The organism is Clostridioides sp. GD02404 (assembly GCF_045898275.1).
GTDB lineage: Bacteria > Bacillota > Clostridia > Peptostreptococcales > Peptostreptococcaceae > Clostridioides > Clostridioides difficile_A.
Genome location: NZ_JBJOCA010000023.1, coordinates 16,087 through 34,261 on the forward strand (window position 1 = coordinate 16,087; position 18,175 = coordinate 34,261).

The following is an 18,175-nucleotide window of genomic DNA, read 5'->3' on the forward strand; positions in this document are numbered from 1 at the left end:
TTATAAATATTTTTTTGTTGTTTTTAATCAATTTATAAAATTAGCTACTTGGATTTATAGTACGATGGTTTATCTAGGTTAAAAACTGTATAATATTATCAAATATTTTTTTATTTTAAACAAATAAGATGGATACTATATTGAATAGAATCCATCTTATTTAAATTTCATTTATAGTTATTTATTTAGGAACTATTTTTTATATATGAAAATCTATTGTAATAGAGTGTTTTTGGATTAGGATATTTTTAAAAAAATATAATCGACAAAATAAGACTAAATATATGATGAAACTTATAATTAAGAAAATTACTGTATATTTACAGTATAACTTGAAAAATTATAGTTGTACAAAATTTGTTAATAATTTTATTAGAGTAATATGGAATGATTAAATAGTTTGTTTTTAAATAAACTTTTTCTTTTTTAGTTAAAGTGTAATTAAGATAATAAATAAATATAATTATTTATAAATGCTTCAATATTGTTAAAAGAATATTTATTAGGCGTGTTTAGTTGGATTACTTATAATATACTTGAAATAATTGTATTTATCTACATTTAGAAATTTAAGATAAGAACTCATTTTTAGAAGATAAAGTATATATAAGTTTGAAAATTTAAGAAATCTATTAAGTTAATTAAATATATAACAGTTATTTAATTAACGTAATAAATTTCTTAAATTCAATTTGAATTTTTTTATATCTTATTTACTGATATTATTTTTAGAAAATATATCTATTTTGAAATGTATGATTTGCTTATTATATATTGAATACAAAAAGCTTATTTTAAGAAATAAATAAACTAATAAAAAGGTCAAAATTTCATTTCTAAAAAACATTCTAGAGGTTGATTTAACTTATATTTCCATACAAAATATTTTATATAATATACTTGACAAATATAATTTAAATTTTTCTAATTATTTACTGTCGATTAATCGATTTTTTCCTTGCATATAAGTATATATTTATGGTACGATTTACATGGTGAAATAAATAGGGGGAGGTGAAAAATAAATATTCGTGAAAAAGTTTTCAAATTGAGGCATTTTTGTGTGAAATACATTATAAATACATAACATAGCTTCGGTTAATATTATTAAAACGAATATGTTGATAATCACTTTAAAGTAACAGTTTTTATGTTTAGATTCACAGTGTTTAGTATAAGCTTAATTATAAGAAATAAATCTAATCTGTGAATAGATAGTAGTTTATTTGTTTAAGTTGAGAATTGGTTAGATGAAGTAATATATAGATTTAAAAAGTAAATAAAAACATTATTTTAATAAATATATGTTGCTTTATTTGAGACTCCTTTAAAAAAGCACTTAAATGTAATTATATAAGTCGCCACAAAAGGAGGAATTTAGTTTGTAAAATACTATCACGTAAAAAAATAAGAATTGCTATGGTGAAGATTTTTTCATGGTTTTAAGTAAGAATCTAATGATTTATAAATATATCTGAAAATAATGAATTTATATAATTAACTTTATAATTAAAAAGCATATTAAATTTGTTCCATGAAAAGATAAACTCTACAAATAAAAACGCAATTATCTTAATAATTATTACAAATTGTTTTACAAAACAATGTCACCATATCTTTCATTAAAAAGAAAGAATCTGGATAAAACGTAAAAATATAAAAATACAATTAAGAAAGGATTTAAACTTATGAGCACAACAGTAAATAAGAAGGGTAAATTCCCTATAGGATTTTATATCTGTTCTACAACTTTCTCATTTGAAAGAGCAGCATATTATTCTGCGAAATTTTTAATTTATATATTCCTTACAACAGCTGTAATTCATGGTGGTCTTGGAATAGATAAGGGACAAGCTGCTATAATGCAAGCTAACCTTGTTGCATTCACATATCTTGCACCAATCATTGGGGGATATATATCAGATAGATGGATAGGAGCCAGATATACTATACCTATAGGTATGCTTATCATGGGAGTTGGATATTATCTTGGTTCTATTGCAACTACAGTTTCTATGGTAAATGCAATGATAATATTAGTTTCAATTGGTACTGCATTCTTTAAAGGAAACGTATCAGCAGTAAATGGACAGCTTTTTGATAATCAAGAAGAGCTTGATACAGCATTCTCAGTACAGTATTCTTTTGTTAACATAGGTTCTTTTATTGGAACTACAGCAGTTGGGATACTTTATGCTAAGACATTTGCAAAAAATGGTGTGCTTGGATTCTCTCAATGTTTCTTCATAGCAGCTGTACTTTGTGTAATAGGTGCTATATGGTTCACATATGGATGGAGATTCCTTGGAAATGCAGGAAAGAGACCATTTAAAGAAGGTGTAGTTGCTGAAAAAGTTGAAGCAAAAGATAATTCGCCTCTTACAGGTATGGATAAGAAGAGAATTTGGGCTATTATACTTATTTCATTCTTCTCTGTAGTATTCTGGTTATTCTGGTACTTAACTTATCTTGCAGTTTATGATTATGGTGCAGCATTTGTAGACATGACTATAGGAGGGTTTGAAATTCCTCTTGCTTGGTTTGACTCATTAAATGCACTTGTATGTATAGTATTAGGGCCAGTTCTTGGAGCGTTATGGTTCAAACTTGCTAGTAGACCACAAGGAGATATAAGTTTATTTAAAAAGACAGGTCTTGGATTAACATTCTTAGGTCTTGCATTCTTAATGCTTGTTGGAGCAGAACTTTCAAGAGGTGTTGGAGCTCCTGAAACTGCTAAAGCTAGTATAATATGGATAATCATGTTTGGTATACTTCTAAGTTTTGGAGAAATGTTATTCTCACCACTTGGAAACTCTTTCGTAAGTAAGTATGCACCTAAGAAACTTCTAGGTGTTCTTATGGGAGTATGGACATTTGCCACTTTCTTAGCTGGTCAAGGATATGGATATATATATGCATTCACTCTTAAATTTGATATGATTAAGGTATACACTGTAATTCCAGTAATACTATTTGTTGCAGCTATACTATTATTCTTATCTGATAAGACATTAAGTAAACTTGTTGAGGATGATAAATAATCAATAAATAATTATTATTTTATATAGATTAATCTACAGTAATCATATTGTATTAGGTTGATTTGTAACTAATTAATAATAAAAAGATTTGCTCTTAAGTATGATATTATTATATATATTAGAGTAAATTTATTAGAAAATAGATAAAAAAATACTAGTCTTAATTGACTAGTATTTTTTTTATTAAATTAGATAAAGGATTAATACATAATTTCTCCACTTAAAACAGTATAAGCACTTCCTCCAATTTTTACAGAAGATATATTATTATTTTCCTTTTCTATATTTACATATACTTTTCCAGGTCTGTTTATAAAATTACCTTCCTCACCAATAAAACTAGTTTTTTCTAAAATATTATGTTGTACTATATAAGATGATACACAAGCATTTCCAGTTCCACATACAGGGTCTTCTGTAACTCCAACATATGGTGCAATAGATCTTAAATGATAGTCACATTTTTTATCTATAGTCTCTATGCAAAATGGAGTTATACCAATTATGTTATTTTCACCACTAAATTTTTTGATTTCGTTTAAGTCTGGAGAAATATTTTTTAAATCATCTAAAGATTTTAATCCAAATACAAGCCACCAAAGTCCAGTATTTACCTTCATAATTGGATATTCAAGAAGTCTATCTTCATTTACACCTATCATTTTCGCAAGTTCTTTTCTGTAGTTATCTAAATTTCCAAATTCAGGAGGATTTTGCTCCATCATAAATATATTTTCATTATCTATTTCTTTAAGTTCTACGGATAGCACACCAGCTTTTGTCTCTTGATAAAATATATTTTTATTAGTATCAAGTTTTCCCTCTTCTAAAAGTGCATGAAAAGCTCCTACTGTTGCATGACCACATAAATCAACTTCTAAGCCAGGTGTAAAGAATTGCACTTTGAAATCTGCTACATTTGATTTTGAAACGAATGCAGTTTCTGATAAGTTCATTTCTTTAGCCACATTTTGCTTGATTTCATCAGAAATATTGGATGCATCAGTAACTACACCAGCAGGATTTCCACCAAAAGGTACAGTTGTAAAAGCATCAACTTGTTTAATCTTAATTTTGTTCATTTTTGAAACCTCCCTTTGTTTTTTCTGAAATATAAATTTCATGTTTTATGTATTGAGTTCCAATATATAAAATATTAGAGTTTTTTGTCCAAATTGAAATAGCTTCACTTCCTTCAGATAAGTTTCCTGTCAATATTTCATTGTTATCTACAATTAAAATCATTCCTTTGTAAAGTTTTTTATTTTCAAGTGTAGTATCATTTCCTCCATGAATATGAACATTACTTAGACCTTCAAGCATTTTATTTTCTAAAAGTAGTATTTCAACATTAATATTTTTTTTACAAGCAACTAGAAGGTCATTTTTTAGTTCAAGAATTTCTTCATAAGGGCAAGAAATTATAATCTCTTGACTTGCATTATTTATCATTTCTGTTGCTTTTTTTAAGATATTTTTATCACCTTTTATATTTAAAACATATTCTATATTCTTACCTTTATTTAATACCTGTAAGTTATCATTTAGTTTGTCTATAGAATTATTAAATTCTTCTTTTTTATTTTTTAATAATTCACTAGGATTTATAGGTACATATTTAATGGGGTCAGTTCCAACATTGATAATTATATTATTGTTTATTAGTCTTGTTATATTTTCATAGACTTTTGATTGTGGGACGCCTGATAATTTGCTTATCTCGTATCCTGTTAAAGGATTTTCTTTTAATAATGCTATGTATATTTGAGATTCATATTTTGTAAATCCTATATTTTGTAACTCATTAACTATATCATCCATAGGTAAACTCCTTTTATAAAATATTAATAACTACATAGGTAGTTATTAATTAGATTTTATAACTTAAATAGTGAAATGTCAACTAGAATTAAGTGAAAAATAAAAGTTTATAGTATAAATATTTAACATTACAATTATACCTGGTGTAAGATTAAAGTTATTAAAAATGAGTAGTTACAAAAAAGTGACTAATTGAACTGTTACATGGGTCGTAGTATATTAATATCAAGAAAACAATAAAGGAGATATATGTTATGTCAAAAATAATAAATAATAATGATTTTATAAACGAAGTAGAAAATAAAGATGGATTAGTGGTTGTAGATTTCTTCGCAACTTGGTGTGGACCTTGTAAGATGTTATCACCAGTATATGAAGCATTAGGAAATGAGATGGCTGAAAAAGCAAATTTTTTAAAAGTGGATATAGACCAAAGTATAGAATTAGCTCAAGAATTTGAAGTATCTACAGTACCAACTGTAATAATATTTAAAGATGGAAAACCTGTAGATAGATTAATAGGATTCATACCTAAAGATAATTTGAAAAAGAAAGTTGAATCATATATGTAATTAAAATAAATCTCATATGCAAACAAAAAACTCATCACAGTGAGTTTTTTTGTTTATATTTATATAATATAAATCGTTGAAGTGGTTACAAATAAGTGCCTAATTGTTAATGATATTATCTAATGATATATTATTTATATAAAAGAAAAAGGAAAGGTTATTAAAAATAAAAGTTCAATGTAAAAAGGTGAATTCCATTAGATGAATTCACCTTTTTACATTGAATATTATATAGGTTTTGTATAAAAAATGTATCTCTTTTGATGATTAAAAGTATTTTGATATAGTTCATTTTTTATGTGGCAATAAGATTAATCTTTATCTATTGCTGAAGAAGAATAGAAAAATCTTATTTAAAAGCCAAAGTTTTAATAGCATATATAAATCTATCTATCTCATCAAAAGTATTGTACATCCCTAAACTTATCCTAACAAGACCTACAGGATTTTCCCTCATAAATCTGATGTATGCTTCTTTTGGGCTTATACCTAATAGTCTTTGTACATAAATATCTGCTCCTACTAATCCGGCTCCAGTTTCTATTCCAAAGTTATTAACTAGATATTTTGCGACATCTTTATAATACATATTACTTATATTGAAAGATATATTTGGGATAATTACATTGTTTGATTTATCTCCATATATTATCACGTTGGGTATTTTCTTCAATTCTTCTTTAGTATATAAAAATAATTCTCTTTCATATCTTGAAATTCTGCTTAGACCAATTTTATTTAAAGTATTTAGTGCTTTTCCCATTGCAAGAGTTCCAAAATATTCTGGATATCCTGCTTCAAAACGCTGTGGGATATTTGCATATATTATTTTGTCGTCGGATACAAACTTGGTAGAACCTGAGCCATATAGTGCAGGAGTAAATTTTTCAAAGAATGATTTAGGGCCTACTAGAGCACCTCCATTTAGTGGGGAATAGCATTTATGCCCACTAAAAACAATAAAATCTATATGCTCATCACATTCATATGGCATCATTGAAAAAGGTTTGTGCTGAATTACTTGAACAATATCTACTAATATCTTGGCACCATACTTATGAGCCATTCTTGCTATTTCATATATAGGAGTGGTTATACCTGTAACATTACTAGCACCTGTGACTGTAACAAGAGATACATTACCAGCATTATTTTTAAGCATATTTTCTAATTGACACAAATCAAGTTCTCCTTTTTCTGTAATTCCAACAACCTTTGTAGGAAAATTAACTTTAAAAGGCAGATAATTGGCCATATGCTCCATTGCTGTAGTAATAACAAGTTTATTTGAATTTTCTTTCTTAAAAAATTCTGCTAATAAGTTGATTCCCTCTGTAGCACTTTTCACATAAATAACAGAGTCTTTTTCTTTATCTCCATCAATAAGCTTGAGAATAGTATGTCGTACATTCTCATATTCTAAAGTATTTTTTTCTGAGATTATTCCTGGAGCATTGATATAAGTAAGCCAAGGAATCTCACAATTTAAATTATCTACCACGTTTTTTAAAACTAATGGAGTAGCAGAGTTGTTAAAATATATTCTTTTAACAGTTTCACCATTTTTAGTTTTAACTTTAAGATTTGCACCTTCAATGTATTCTGATAAATCCATGAATGGCATAAAAAAACCCCTTATCTAATAAACTATTTTATTTTTTATTAAACAAGCTTAAGTTTTAATCAAGAGCTTGTTTAATATATGTTATGTTTTTAGAAGAGGTTTTGTTAATTAATGCCTATTAAATTGTTTGTTGATTTTATTAATATTTGTGAATTGATTATTAAATATCTTACTAGAGATATTTAAAGGCTGGATTGAGTCAACTCGAATTTGACAAGTACAAATATTTAAATAATAATAAAGTTGAGTTTTGTTTAAAATATAAATAGTTATAGAGTTAGATTAACATTCAGTAAACATTCATTATATATAATAAAGAGATTGATATTTTATTTAGGAGATGATTATATGAGAGTATTAATAATAGAGGATAATAAGGAACTTTCTTATAATATAAAGTCAGGTCTGGAAAATGAAGGGCTTGTAGTAGATATAGCAAATTGTGGATTAGATGGAGAAGAAAAAGCATTTATAAATGACTATGATGCTATATTATTAGATTTAAATTTACCTGATAAAGATGGAATAGAGATATTAGAATTTTTTAGAAGCAATAATCTAAATACTCCAATAATAATTGTAACTGCGAGAGATGGAGTAAATGAGTTAGCTAAAGGTCTTGATTTAGGTGCTGATGATTATATAGTAAAGCCATTTCAAATTATAGAATTAAGAGCGAGGATACAAGCTGTTATAAGAAGATTTTATGGTAGGACAAATCCAGATATAAAAGCAGGACCTATTACAATAAATCCAGCATCAAGAAAAGTGTATGTATATGATAAAGAAGTAAAGTTGGGGACTAAAGAATTTGATATAGCAGAATATATTGCAAGTAGGTATCCAAATATTGTGTCAAGTATAGATATATCAGAACACGTTTATGATGAATATTTTGACCCATTATCATCTGTATTAAGGGTACATATAGCTAGATTAAAAAAGAAATTAAAAGAAGAGGCAGGTAAAGAGATAATAATAACAACTAGAGGGATAGGATATTCTATATGCAAGGATTAAAAGATAAAAAAACTATAGTGTTAATCTTATATTCTGTTATAGTTTTTATAATTTTTACAATAGGTATAAATTATATTATAAACACACCTGATACAGATAAGAACTCAGTTTATAAAGAACTAACTCCATTTAATGGTGAGATAGCCCTAGATAATGTGTATGATACAGATAAAATAGCAATGAATAATTATAATTTAATACTTAAGAATAATTTTAATGTAGTGATGATACTATTTTTTGCTTTTATAGTAACATCTAACTTTATACTTTTAGCGATACTAAATCGATTGGAATTTAAAGAAAGAATAGAAATATTGAATAATATAAATAACATTAAAGATGAGAATGAAATATTGAGTATAGACCCTATTATGTCTAGAGTATATAAAGATTTAAAAAATAAATTTGATTCTCATATTGAGGACTATAAAAGATTGAATTCATATCTATCACATGAACAAAAAAATGCTATATCTATATTGAGAACAAGTTTAGAGCTTGATGGAAATAAGGAGTTATTAAATACTCTTGATAAAGTTTCAAATAGCGTAGAAGATGTACTTGCAATAAGTGATATAAAAAATAATGAGGATATGTATGAGGTTGATATAGCCTTAATATGTGCACAAGTATGTGATAATTATTCTAAAGTGTATAGTAATTTAAAATTTGATTTTGATGAAGATGAAAATATGAGTATCTATGGAAAAGAAAAGTGGATTTATAGAGGAGTATCCAATCTTTTAGATAATGCAATAAAGTATGGAGAAGGTAAAGATATATATGTAAATGTAAAAAATCAAAAGGGCAGTGTTATTGTGTTGGTAAAAGATAATGGTATTGGAATGAATAAGCATCATATAGATAAAATATTTTATGATAGATATAGAATAAATGAACTAAATAAAGATGGATATGGTATAGGTCTTAGCTTAGTAAAGCATGTATGTAATTTATGTAATGGCTTTATATGGGTTGAAAGTGAAGAAAATAAAGGCTCAACATTTTATTTAGTATTTAAAGAATATAGGTAAGAATTAATGAAAATTATAATAATATTGCTAACATAGTATTCAATTAATAAGAGGAGATATAAAGTGTATATTTTAAATAATGCAATCAAAAATTTGATTAGAAATAAAGTTCATAGTTCATTTAGTATAGTTATTATGTTATTAATGGTTTTATCAATAGCTATTTCCTCAATAATAAATTTAAGTACATCTATTATAAAGCAAAAATATGAGAAAAAACTTGAGTCAGAGGTTAGCATTAAAATTAATGAAAAAAAGATTGTCCAAAATGATTCAGCAGAATCTTTGAGAGGATATGATATTTTAAATTTGGACGACTATCTAAATTTTTCAAAATCAAAATATGTAAAAAAAATATCACTTATAGGGAATCTTATGGTATATCTCGACAATAATAAAAAACATGTAGTTAGGAATGATAAAAATCTTGTCTATGATAACATAGCAACAAACTATGTAGTTATGGGATTTACGGATAAAAATACAAGTCTCAAATACTATAATTTAGATATAAGTAAAGGAAGAGTATTTCAAAACGAAAATGAGTGTATAGTAAGTGAAGGTTTTTTAGAAACTAATAAGTTTAAGGTTGGAGATACAATATCTTTGCTAAATGATTATGGTACTAATGTGAAGTTAAATCTAAAAATAGTAGGTCTATATAAGAAAAAACATAGCAATAAAGTAGAAAATACTCAAGACACAAGTACACACAACAATATATTAACCTCATATGACACTTTAGTTGAGTTTGAAAAAAAGATTAAACCAGAAAATCAGATACTTTATACAAGTGCTAGTTTTTTACTTAAAGATTCTAATAGTAGAAAGGTTTTTGAGGAAGAATTAAGAAATAAGGGGCTAAGTGAAATCTATAAAGTTACTATAGATGAGTCAGCATATTATAAATTAATGACACCAATAAAACATTTGTCTAGTGTAGCTTTTACATCTACTCTTGGAATATTAGTGTTAGGGTCGATATTATTGATGGTAAGCTATGTAATATCAATAAAAAAAATAAAATATGATATAGGAGTATTGAGACTAATTGGAATGTCTAAGTTTAGGATAATTAGAAGTTTTATTTATGAAAGTATTATAATGGTTTTTATATGTATTATACTTGGATTAGGAATTGCAAGTATATCAGAAAAAGCAATATCAAATTATGTTTTTGAATATCAATATAAATACAATATAACATATAATGACTATTTATCTGATTATGTGGGAGATATAAATATAAATGATAATAGTATCAAGCAAGAAATGAAAAGTTTAAAAGATAAATCTATTTTAAATTTTATTCTTAATATAATTATTATGGCAATGATATTTATATTGTTGAATGGCGTAATACCAATATATAGTACAATTATGTACAAGCCAATACAAATAATTTATGATAGAAATTAGGTGATGCAGATTGCCAATACTTAAATTAATTGATGTTAATTATAAATATGAGGGCAGTAGTAAGTTTGTATTAAAAGATGTGAATGTAGAATTTGAAACTGGAAAAATGTATGTTATTATAGGAAAAACTAGAGCAGGAAAGAGTACTTTGTTATCTACAATAGCAGGTCTTAATGATTGTAGTAGTGGAAGTATTATATATAATGGTGAAAATTTAAAAAGTATAAATAAAAATATTTATAGAAGTAAGCATATAGGTGCAATATTTAAAGACTATAATCTGTTAAATAATGCTACTGTTTTAGATAATATTATTCTGACTATGCTAATTGGTGGAAATAGAGAAAAGAATAAGAATGAAATTATATATAAGATTCTAGAAAAAGTAGGAATTGATAAAGAAAAAGTAAACTGCAAAGTGAAAGATTTATGTCACTATGATAAGAAGAAAGTCTGTATTGCTAGGGCACTGTCTAATAATCCAAATTTAATAGTTTGTGATGATATTATAGAAAAAGCTGATGATAAAAGTGAAAAAAGTTTTGTAGATGTATTTTATGAACTAGCCTCTAAAGATAATAAATGTGTGATAATAGCTACAACTTTTGATAGAATTGCTTTATATGCTGATGAGTTATGGGGAATGAATAATGGAAAATTAATGTTTATAAAAAGTAGAGATAATGAGATAGATTAAACTATTAAATTACACGAAAATGAGCTACAGTTGGGGGAAACTGTAACTCATTCTATTTTGGGGGAGATAGGTTGAACTTATTGGTTATCCGTATCATGTTTTTAGTATAGTCACTTATTTAAATTTATATACATTTTTTTATAAATTTTACATAAAATGTTAAATATTCATTGAAGATAGTAATAGACATGAATAGTACGCTTATAAAAATAGTAAAGATGTAGCTAAATAAAAGGAATGAAAATGCATTGTAAATAATTAAAAAAAGTATTTTTAAAGTTATAGGAGATAAACAAGTACTATAATTCAACAGAAAAACAAAAAATATAATACAAATAAAGTTATAAAAAATATTATAAAAAATATAGTCTAATTTATGAAAATTAAAAGTTATATTATTTAATACATATATATTTGAGAAAAGATTAGCAATACACTATAATCTGAATTTCAATAAATACATATATTTTTTAAATTAAAATACTTGAAAATACTGGAAAACAATTAAAAATTAGTTTTAGAAGATAAAATATAGAGTAATTTTAATTAATTGAATACACAAAAGAAATACTTGAATATATTTAAATAAAAAAACGATAAAATATGACAATTTAATTAAGAGGATTTAAAATATTTTGTTATTGTAGTATTATAGGGGAAAATGCAAAATATATTCGAAAATGAAATTTTAAATATTGACATTAAATTAAATATAATATACTATGTAATTGTGATGAGAGATTTTTTTTAGAGGGGATTTATAGTGAATATAAAAAAAATATTTAATAACAATGTAGTAGTAAGCTCCCTAGAAGATGGCACAGAAATAATTATTACTGGTGCTGGAGTTGGATTCAAGAAAAAAGTAGGAGATTTGATAGATGAAAATTTGATTTCTAAGAAATATTTTGTTCAAGATAATCAAAAAGACAAATACAATCAAATACTTAACAAGACCTCTATTGAATACTTTAAAATTTCAGAAGAAATTATAGAAAAGGCTAATGAAGTTTTAAATACTCAAGTGAATGATTCAATAATATTAGCCTTAACTAGTCACATAGAATTCGCTGTCCAAAGAGAAAAACAAGGTATAAAATTACCAAACTTAATATTGAATGAGACAAAACAACTTTATAGAGAAGAATTTGAATTTGGATTATGGGCAATTGATGAAATTGAAAAAAAGATAGGAATAAAATTGCCTGAAGATGAAGCTGGATACATAGCTATTCATATAATCAATGGGTTGGAGAATTCTCAGAAGGATGAAGGTATTAATATACTAGAGTTTTCAAAACAAGTTATTCAGATAATTGAAGAAGTACATGGGTTTAAATTAGATGTAAATTCACTAAATTACACTAGACTTATAACTCACTTAAAGTTTTTTGTTCAAAGGATTCTAAGAAAAGAAACTTATAAAGATAGTGATATTGAAGATATGTATAAGTTGGTGAATAAAAATTATAATAAACCTAAAATATGTACTGAGGAAATTGCAGCATTGGTATTAGACAGATTTGAATATAAGATTAGTAAAGAAGAAGAATTATATCTAATGATTCACATAAATAAAATAACAAACAGTGGTTGTTAGGATTGTAACTGATAAGCAGGCAAAACCTAAGTCATTGAACTTAACTATTAGATTAAGTTTTTTGATTTAGGCTTTTTTATTAAATACAGACAGTGAGTTTTAGGATTGTAACTGGTTAAGCAGGCAAAACCTAAATCATTGAACTTAACTATTAGATTAAGTTTTTTGATTTAGGTTTTTTTATTAAATACAAGCAGTGAGTTTTAGGATTGTAACTGGTTAAGCAGGCAAAACCTAAATCATTGAATTTAACTATTAGGTTAAGTTTTTTGATTTAGGTTTTTTTATTAAATATAGACAGTGAGTTTTAGGATTGTAACTGGTTGAGCAGGCAAAACCTAAATCATTGAACTTAATTGTTGGATTGAGTTTTTTGATTTAGGTTTTTCTATAAATTTGATTATGTTTTTAGATAAAAATAGGAGGGTAAAATTATGAAAAAAAATAAGTTAGGTTTATGGAACTTCTTCCAAATGTTAGGAAAAACGTTTATGTTCCCAATAGCACTACTTAGTGTTTCAGGGATGATGTTAGGACTTGGTGCAGGTTTTACAGACCCTAAGATGATTGCCATGGTTCCGTTTTTAGGAAATGAATATGTCAACATGATTTTAAATTTCATGCTGACAATAGGATTATTTGCATTTAATAATTTGGGAGCATTATTTGCAATGGCAATTCCATTGGGATTATTAAAAAAAGAAAAAGAGTTTGGAGCTTTTTCAGGTCTAGTAGGATTTATAGCAATGCATATAGGTACGAATTTTTATTTAACAAGAGCTGATTTATTAGTACCAGTAGACCAAATGTCAACTAATGGTCAAGCTATGATTATGGGAATACAAACATATAATACAAGTGTTTTAGGTGGTATTGTAGCAGGTCTAATTGTTTATGCAATATATGATAAAGTTAGTAATTTAAAAATGCCAGAATCATTAGGATTCTACAGTGGGCCAAGACTAGTTCCAATTGTGAGTTTAATAGTTATGAGTATTGTCGGATTATTAATACCTATTGTTTGGCCACCATTTTTCAATGCATTCCAAAATTTAGGAAAATGGATTTCTTCAGCTGGGCCATTGGGATATTTCTCATACGCAGTGGCAGAAAGAGTTACAATTCCATTTGGATTAAATCATCTTGTAACATCTGTATTCCGTTTTACACCAATAGGTGGAACTGCTGTTATTGATGGAGAAACATACTTTGGTACATTGAATATGTTTATGGCATATGTAGAGAATAATCAGATTATACCTCTTGATTTAGCTGGTAAAATGGAACAAGGTAAATTAATGATTCAATATGGATTAGCTGGTGCTGCATTAGCTATATATCGTACAGCAAAACCAGAAAATAGAAAAGCACTTAAGGGGCTTTTAATATCAGGAGTGTTGACAGTTATTATAGGTGGTATAAGTGAGCCAATAGAATTCTTATTCTTATTTATCTCACCAGCATTATTTGCTTTCCATACATTTATGAATGGTTTAGCAAACATGGTACTTCCATACTTAGGTGTATTAATGGGATTCACAGGAGATTTAATTGCATTCATAAGTTTTGGTGTGTTAAGAGGAACAGCTACAGGATGGCCAATAGCAGTATTAGTAGCAGCTTTATACTTTGCAATATACTATTTTGTATTTAAGTGGGCAATTATTAAGTTTAATATAAAGACTCCAGGACGTGAGGATAAAGAGCTAAAAGTATCTGAAGGAAATGGTTCAGATTTTAAAAATTTATCTACATATAAAGGACAACAGATGATAGCTGCGTTAGGTGGGCAATCTAATATATTATCATTAGACAATTGTGTAACTAGATTACGTTTAAAATTAGAAGATGTATCATTGATAAATGAGGATGCAATTAAAGAAGCTGGTGGTATAGCAGTTGTTAAATTGGACGAGCACACAATACAAGTAATTATAGGAACTCAAGTGTACTCTTTAAGAAAGCAAATGGATAAGGCTATGGAAGGTCATTTGGAGGCATGTAATGATTAACTTTGATAAAAAAATAGACCGATTGGGTACATATTGTACCCAATGGGACTATGTAGAAGATAGATTTGGAAAAAAGGGATTACTTCCTTTTACAATATCAGATATGGATTTAGAGTTTCCATATGAAATAACAGAAGTTTTGCAGGAAAGATTGAATCATAGAGTTTTGGGATACAGTAGATGGAAACATGAGGATTTTAGAGATTCAGTTACAAACTGGTATACTAAAAGGTTTAATTGTAATATTGATGGTAATTGGATATACTACAGTCCTAGTGTAATGTACTCAATTAGTAAACTTATTGAGCTATTCAGTGATGAGGGAGATGGAATTTTGATAAATACTCCTGCATATAATGCTTTTTATGATGTTATAGCAAATAATAATCGTAATATTATAAAATCACCTCTTGTAAATGAAGATGGATTCTATTTGATTGATTTTGATGATTTCGAGAAAAAGTGCAAAGAATCTAAGATATTTATTTTATGTAATCCACATAATCCAACTGGAAGAGTGTGGAGTGAGTTAGAACTTGCTAAGATGATAGGTATTTGTAAAGACAATAATGTAAAGATAATATCAGATGATATACATATGGATATTGTGTATGATAATAGAATGACTCCTATTTTAAAGGTTGCAGAAAGCTATTTAGATTCTATATTTATTTGTACATCAGCATCGAAGTCTTTTAATATACCAGCATTGACTGGGTCATATGTGATTATACCAAATGAGAGTACGAGAAATAAATTTGAAAATATCACTAGATATCGTGATTTTGTAAACTCACCTGCAATACTGGCAATACTAGCAACAATGGTTTGTTATAATGATTGTGAATATTGGTTGGATGAGTTATTAAAATATCTTAAAGATAATCTTGAGTATACAATTAAGTATATAAAGGATAATTTAGAGCCATTAAAGTTGGTTATGCCAGAAGGTTGTTATTTTGCTTGGATAGATTTTTCTGACCTTAAGGTAAGTAGTGATATATTTCAAAAGTTATTGATGGATATTGGAGAAGTAGCTATTATGTCAGGAAATGTATATGGTGAAGAAAGTGAATTTTATTTACGATTAAATGTAGCCTGTTCAAGGGAGAAACTTGAAGATGGTTTAAATAGAATTAAAAAAACTATAGATTATATTGCAAAAAATATTTAATATAGAAAGGGAGATAGTTATGAGCTATTTAAAAACAATGGTTGATGTTATGACTACTGAAATGAATGCCATAAAATGTTTAATAGATGAAGCAGGTATTGAATATGAAAGTATAGTTAATGAAATTGCCAACTGTGAAGGTAAAGTGATTTTTATGGGTGTAGGTAAATCTGCACATATAGGTAAGAAATTGGCAGCTACATTTGCCAGTACTGGGACACCAAGCTTTTTTGTACATGCAACAGAGGCAGTACATGGAGATTTGGGAATGATTGAAAGCAAAGATATTACAATTCTAATCTCAAATAGTGGAAATTCTATGGAAGTAGTGAATTGTATAAAGTATGTTAAAGCAATTGGTTCTAAAACAATTGCATTTACTTCAAATAGAAATTCAGTATTGGCAACAGAGTGTGATTATGCTTTAATATATCCAGCAAAGGATGAAGCAGACCACTTAAATTTAGCACCAACAACATCATCTACGATTACTTTAGTTTTAGGAGATTCTATTGCATGTGCATTATCTAAAAATAGTAATTTTGATTCAGCTGATTTTTATAAATACCATCCAGGAGGAAGTCTAGGTGAGAAACTAAAAGCAGCTAATAATGGTTAAAAGTAAAGAAGGAGAGTATGTTTTATGTTCAAAATGTTTAAAAAGAAATCAATAAAGTCGCCCATATCAGGGAAAGTAATAGAATTATATAAAATTCCAGATGCTGTATTTTCTCAAAAACTTATGGGAGAAGGTGTAGCTATAGATTCTACAGGAGACATTGTTTATGCGCCACTTAATGGAAAGATAGCAGTAATAGCAGAAACTAAACATGCATTTGTAATAGAATTAGAAAATGGAATGGAGCTTCTTATTCATGTTGGTCTAGATACGGTAAATCTAAAAGGCGAAGGGTTTGAAGCGTTAGTAAGTGTGGGTGAACAGGTCAAAGAAGGAACACCAATGTTGAAGATTAACCGTTCTTTGATTGAATCAAAGGGTATATCACTTATTACTCCAGTTACAATAACTAATTATTCAGAGTACAATATGAATACATATAATGTAGGTAATAGTGTTGAAGGTGGAAAAGACACTATAATTGAGTTTAAATAAAAAACTAAAATATAGGATTAGTATCTATAAATTTATATTTTATAAGATTAATCACATAGGTTTGTTGAATAAAAAGAAATTCTTTAATTATTAATTGAGGAATTTCTTTTTTTATATTCTAATTTCAAATTAATAAATAAACGAATTTCATAAACAAAAAATGAAAATGTTGACTATATAAATAAACTTTAATATAATGTATCTATGTAAAACATAAACTATAGAATGGAGATATACATATGAAAATTGAAAATCTTTCTATCAATGATATTAAACAAGGTTATGTATTTAATGATGAGTTAAATTGTTATATTTGCATTACATGTGCAAAAACATATGAAGTGGGAGAAATATACAGAATAGGTGATAGATTCTTTGAAGCTTCAAAGGCTATTGAATTGCATATGGAATTAGAGCACAGTGATTATTTAGAAAAAATGATTAATGGTGATTCAAAATATAACACACTGACTGAAAATCAAAAACAATTATTTCAATTATTTATTAGTGATTTATCGGATAAGGAAATTGCAAAAAAGGTTGAAGTATCTACATCTACTATTCGTCATCAAAAATTTATGTTTAGAGAAAAAGCAAAACAGGCTAAACTGTATTTAGCATTATATGAGTCTGTATTTGAAGAAAAATCTAATAGAGGTAGTACTATAATACCAATCCATGAACATGCTAAAATGGTTGACGAAAGATATGTAGTAACTGAAGAGGAGAGAAAACACATTTTAGAGACTTCCTTTGAAAGTATGAATCCTCTAAAATTAAAAGTATTTTCCTCAAAGGAAAAGAAAAAAGTTGTAATTTTATCTAAGATTTTGGAAAAATTTGAGTATGGTAAGCAGTATTCAGAAAAGGAAGTCAATCAGATTTTAAAATCTATATATAATGATTTTGCAACAATTAGAAGATATTTAATTGAATATGGTTTTATGAGTAGAAATAAAGAATGTACAAAGTACTGGTTAACATAATGCTAATGGAAAAGTCTACCAATATATAATGCTATTTTTACTTTGTTAATTCTGGAAG

The 18,175-nt window shown here is 26.6% G+C and carries 15 protein-coding genes; 12 read left to right on the forward strand and 3 right to left on the reverse strand.

The genetic code is table 11. The features are described 5' to 3' along the window. Window positions 1–1,688: 1,688 nt before the first annotated feature. On the forward strand, window positions 1,689–3,044 hold the full coding sequence (locus tag Q3287_RS13780) for a peptide MFS transporter (RefSeq protein ID WP_054277518.1): 1,356 nt from the start codon (window positions 1,689–1,691) through the stop codon (window positions 3,042–3,044). A gap of 200 nt (window positions 3,045–3,244) precedes the next feature. Here Q3287_RS13780 and Q3287_RS13785 read toward each other — a convergent pair whose 3' ends face one another. Both Q3287_RS13785 and Q3287_RS13790 read right to left on the reverse strand, forming a co-directional pair. After that, window positions 3,245–4,126 carry a PhzF family phenazine biosynthesis protein gene (locus Q3287_RS13785; RefSeq protein ID WP_074179874.1) on the reverse strand — a complete coding sequence of 294 codons (882 nt, stop codon included), beginning with the start codon at window positions 4,124–4,126 and terminating at the stop codon, window positions 3,245–3,247. Continuing rightward, window positions 4,113–4,865 (reverse strand): TrmB family transcriptional regulator, encoded by a 753-nt coding sequence (locus Q3287_RS13790; RefSeq protein WP_054277516.1) that lies wholly within the window; start codon window positions 4,863–4,865, stop codon window positions 4,113–4,115. The genes Q3287_RS13785 and Q3287_RS13790 overlap by 14 nt, the downstream gene beginning before the upstream one ends. Window positions 4,866–5,119: 254 nt before the next feature. Here Q3287_RS13790 and trxA point away from each other — a divergent pair, with 254 nt between their 5' ends. Then, on the forward strand, window positions 5,120–5,437 hold the full coding sequence (trxA, locus tag Q3287_RS13795) for a thioredoxin (RefSeq protein WP_407964233.1): 318 nt from the start codon (window positions 5,120–5,122) through the stop codon (window positions 5,435–5,437). 349 nt (window positions 5,438–5,786) lie between these two features. On the opposite strand, the gene Q3287_RS13800 is transcribed toward trxA, so the two are convergent. Continuing rightward, on the reverse strand, window positions 5,787–7,061 hold the full coding sequence (locus Q3287_RS13800) for an aminotransferase class V-fold PLP-dependent enzyme (protein WP_054277513.1): 1,275 nt from the start codon (window positions 7,059–7,061) through the stop codon (window positions 5,787–5,789). A 348-nt stretch (window positions 7,062–7,409) separates the two neighbouring features. Between Q3287_RS13800 and Q3287_RS13805 the strand changes: the two genes are divergently transcribed. From Q3287_RS13805 to Q3287_RS13850, 10 genes are all read left to right on the forward strand, one after another. After that, on the forward strand, window positions 7,410–8,081 hold the full coding sequence (locus Q3287_RS13805) for a response regulator transcription factor (RefSeq protein WP_054277512.1): 672 nt from the start codon (window positions 7,410–7,412) through the stop codon (window positions 8,079–8,081). Beyond that, complete coding sequence (locus Q3287_RS13810) at window positions 8,069–9,115, forward strand: cell wall metabolism sensor histidine kinase WalK (protein WP_054277511.1); 1,047 nt, start codon at window positions 8,069–8,071, stop codon at window positions 9,113–9,115. The genes Q3287_RS13805 and Q3287_RS13810 overlap by 13 nt, the downstream gene beginning before the upstream one ends. A 63-nt stretch (window positions 9,116–9,178) precedes the next feature. Then, complete coding sequence (locus Q3287_RS13815) at window positions 9,179–10,534, forward strand: ABC transporter permease (RefSeq protein WP_407964234.1); 1,356 nt, start codon at window positions 9,179–9,181, stop codon at window positions 10,532–10,534. Window positions 10,535–10,544: 10 nt separating this feature from the next. Next, entirely contained in the window at window positions 10,545–11,231 is a 687-nt protein-coding gene (locus tag Q3287_RS13820; RefSeq protein ID WP_407964235.1) for an ATP-binding cassette domain-containing protein, read from the forward strand. Window positions 11,232–11,994: 763 nt separating this feature from the next. Continuing rightward, window positions 11,995–12,831: a PRD domain-containing protein gene (locus tag Q3287_RS13825; protein WP_054271549.1), complete on the forward strand. Its 837-nt coding sequence runs from the start codon at window positions 11,995–11,997 to the stop codon at window positions 12,829–12,831. A 434-nt stretch (window positions 12,832–13,265) separates the two neighbouring features. Then, the gene (locus tag Q3287_RS13830) at window positions 13,266–14,843 is read left to right on the forward strand and encodes a PTS transporter subunit EIIC (protein ID WP_054271548.1); all 1,578 of its coding nucleotides are present in this window, start codon (window positions 13,266–13,268) and stop codon (window positions 14,841–14,843) included. Beyond that, on the forward strand, window positions 14,836–16,017 hold the full coding sequence (locus Q3287_RS13835) for a MalY/PatB family protein (RefSeq protein ID WP_407964236.1): 1,182 nt from the start codon (window positions 14,836–14,838) through the stop codon (window positions 16,015–16,017). The genes Q3287_RS13830 and Q3287_RS13835 overlap by 8 nt, the downstream gene beginning before the upstream one ends. A 19-nt stretch (window positions 16,018–16,036) precedes the next feature. Then, entirely contained in the window at window positions 16,037–16,636 is a 600-nt protein-coding gene (locus tag Q3287_RS13840) for an SIS domain-containing protein (protein WP_054271547.1), read from the forward strand. 24 nt (window positions 16,637–16,660) lie between these two features. Further along, window positions 16,661–17,131 (forward strand): PTS glucose transporter subunit IIA, encoded by a 471-nt coding sequence (locus tag Q3287_RS13845; protein ID WP_407964237.1) that lies wholly within the window; start codon window positions 16,661–16,663, stop codon window positions 17,129–17,131. A 239-nt stretch (window positions 17,132–17,370) separates the two neighbouring features. Next, complete coding sequence (locus Q3287_RS13850; RefSeq protein ID WP_407964238.1) at window positions 17,371–18,117, forward strand: DUF2087 domain-containing protein; 747 nt, start codon at window positions 17,371–17,373, stop codon at window positions 18,115–18,117. Window positions 18,118–18,175 lie beyond the last annotated feature (58 nt).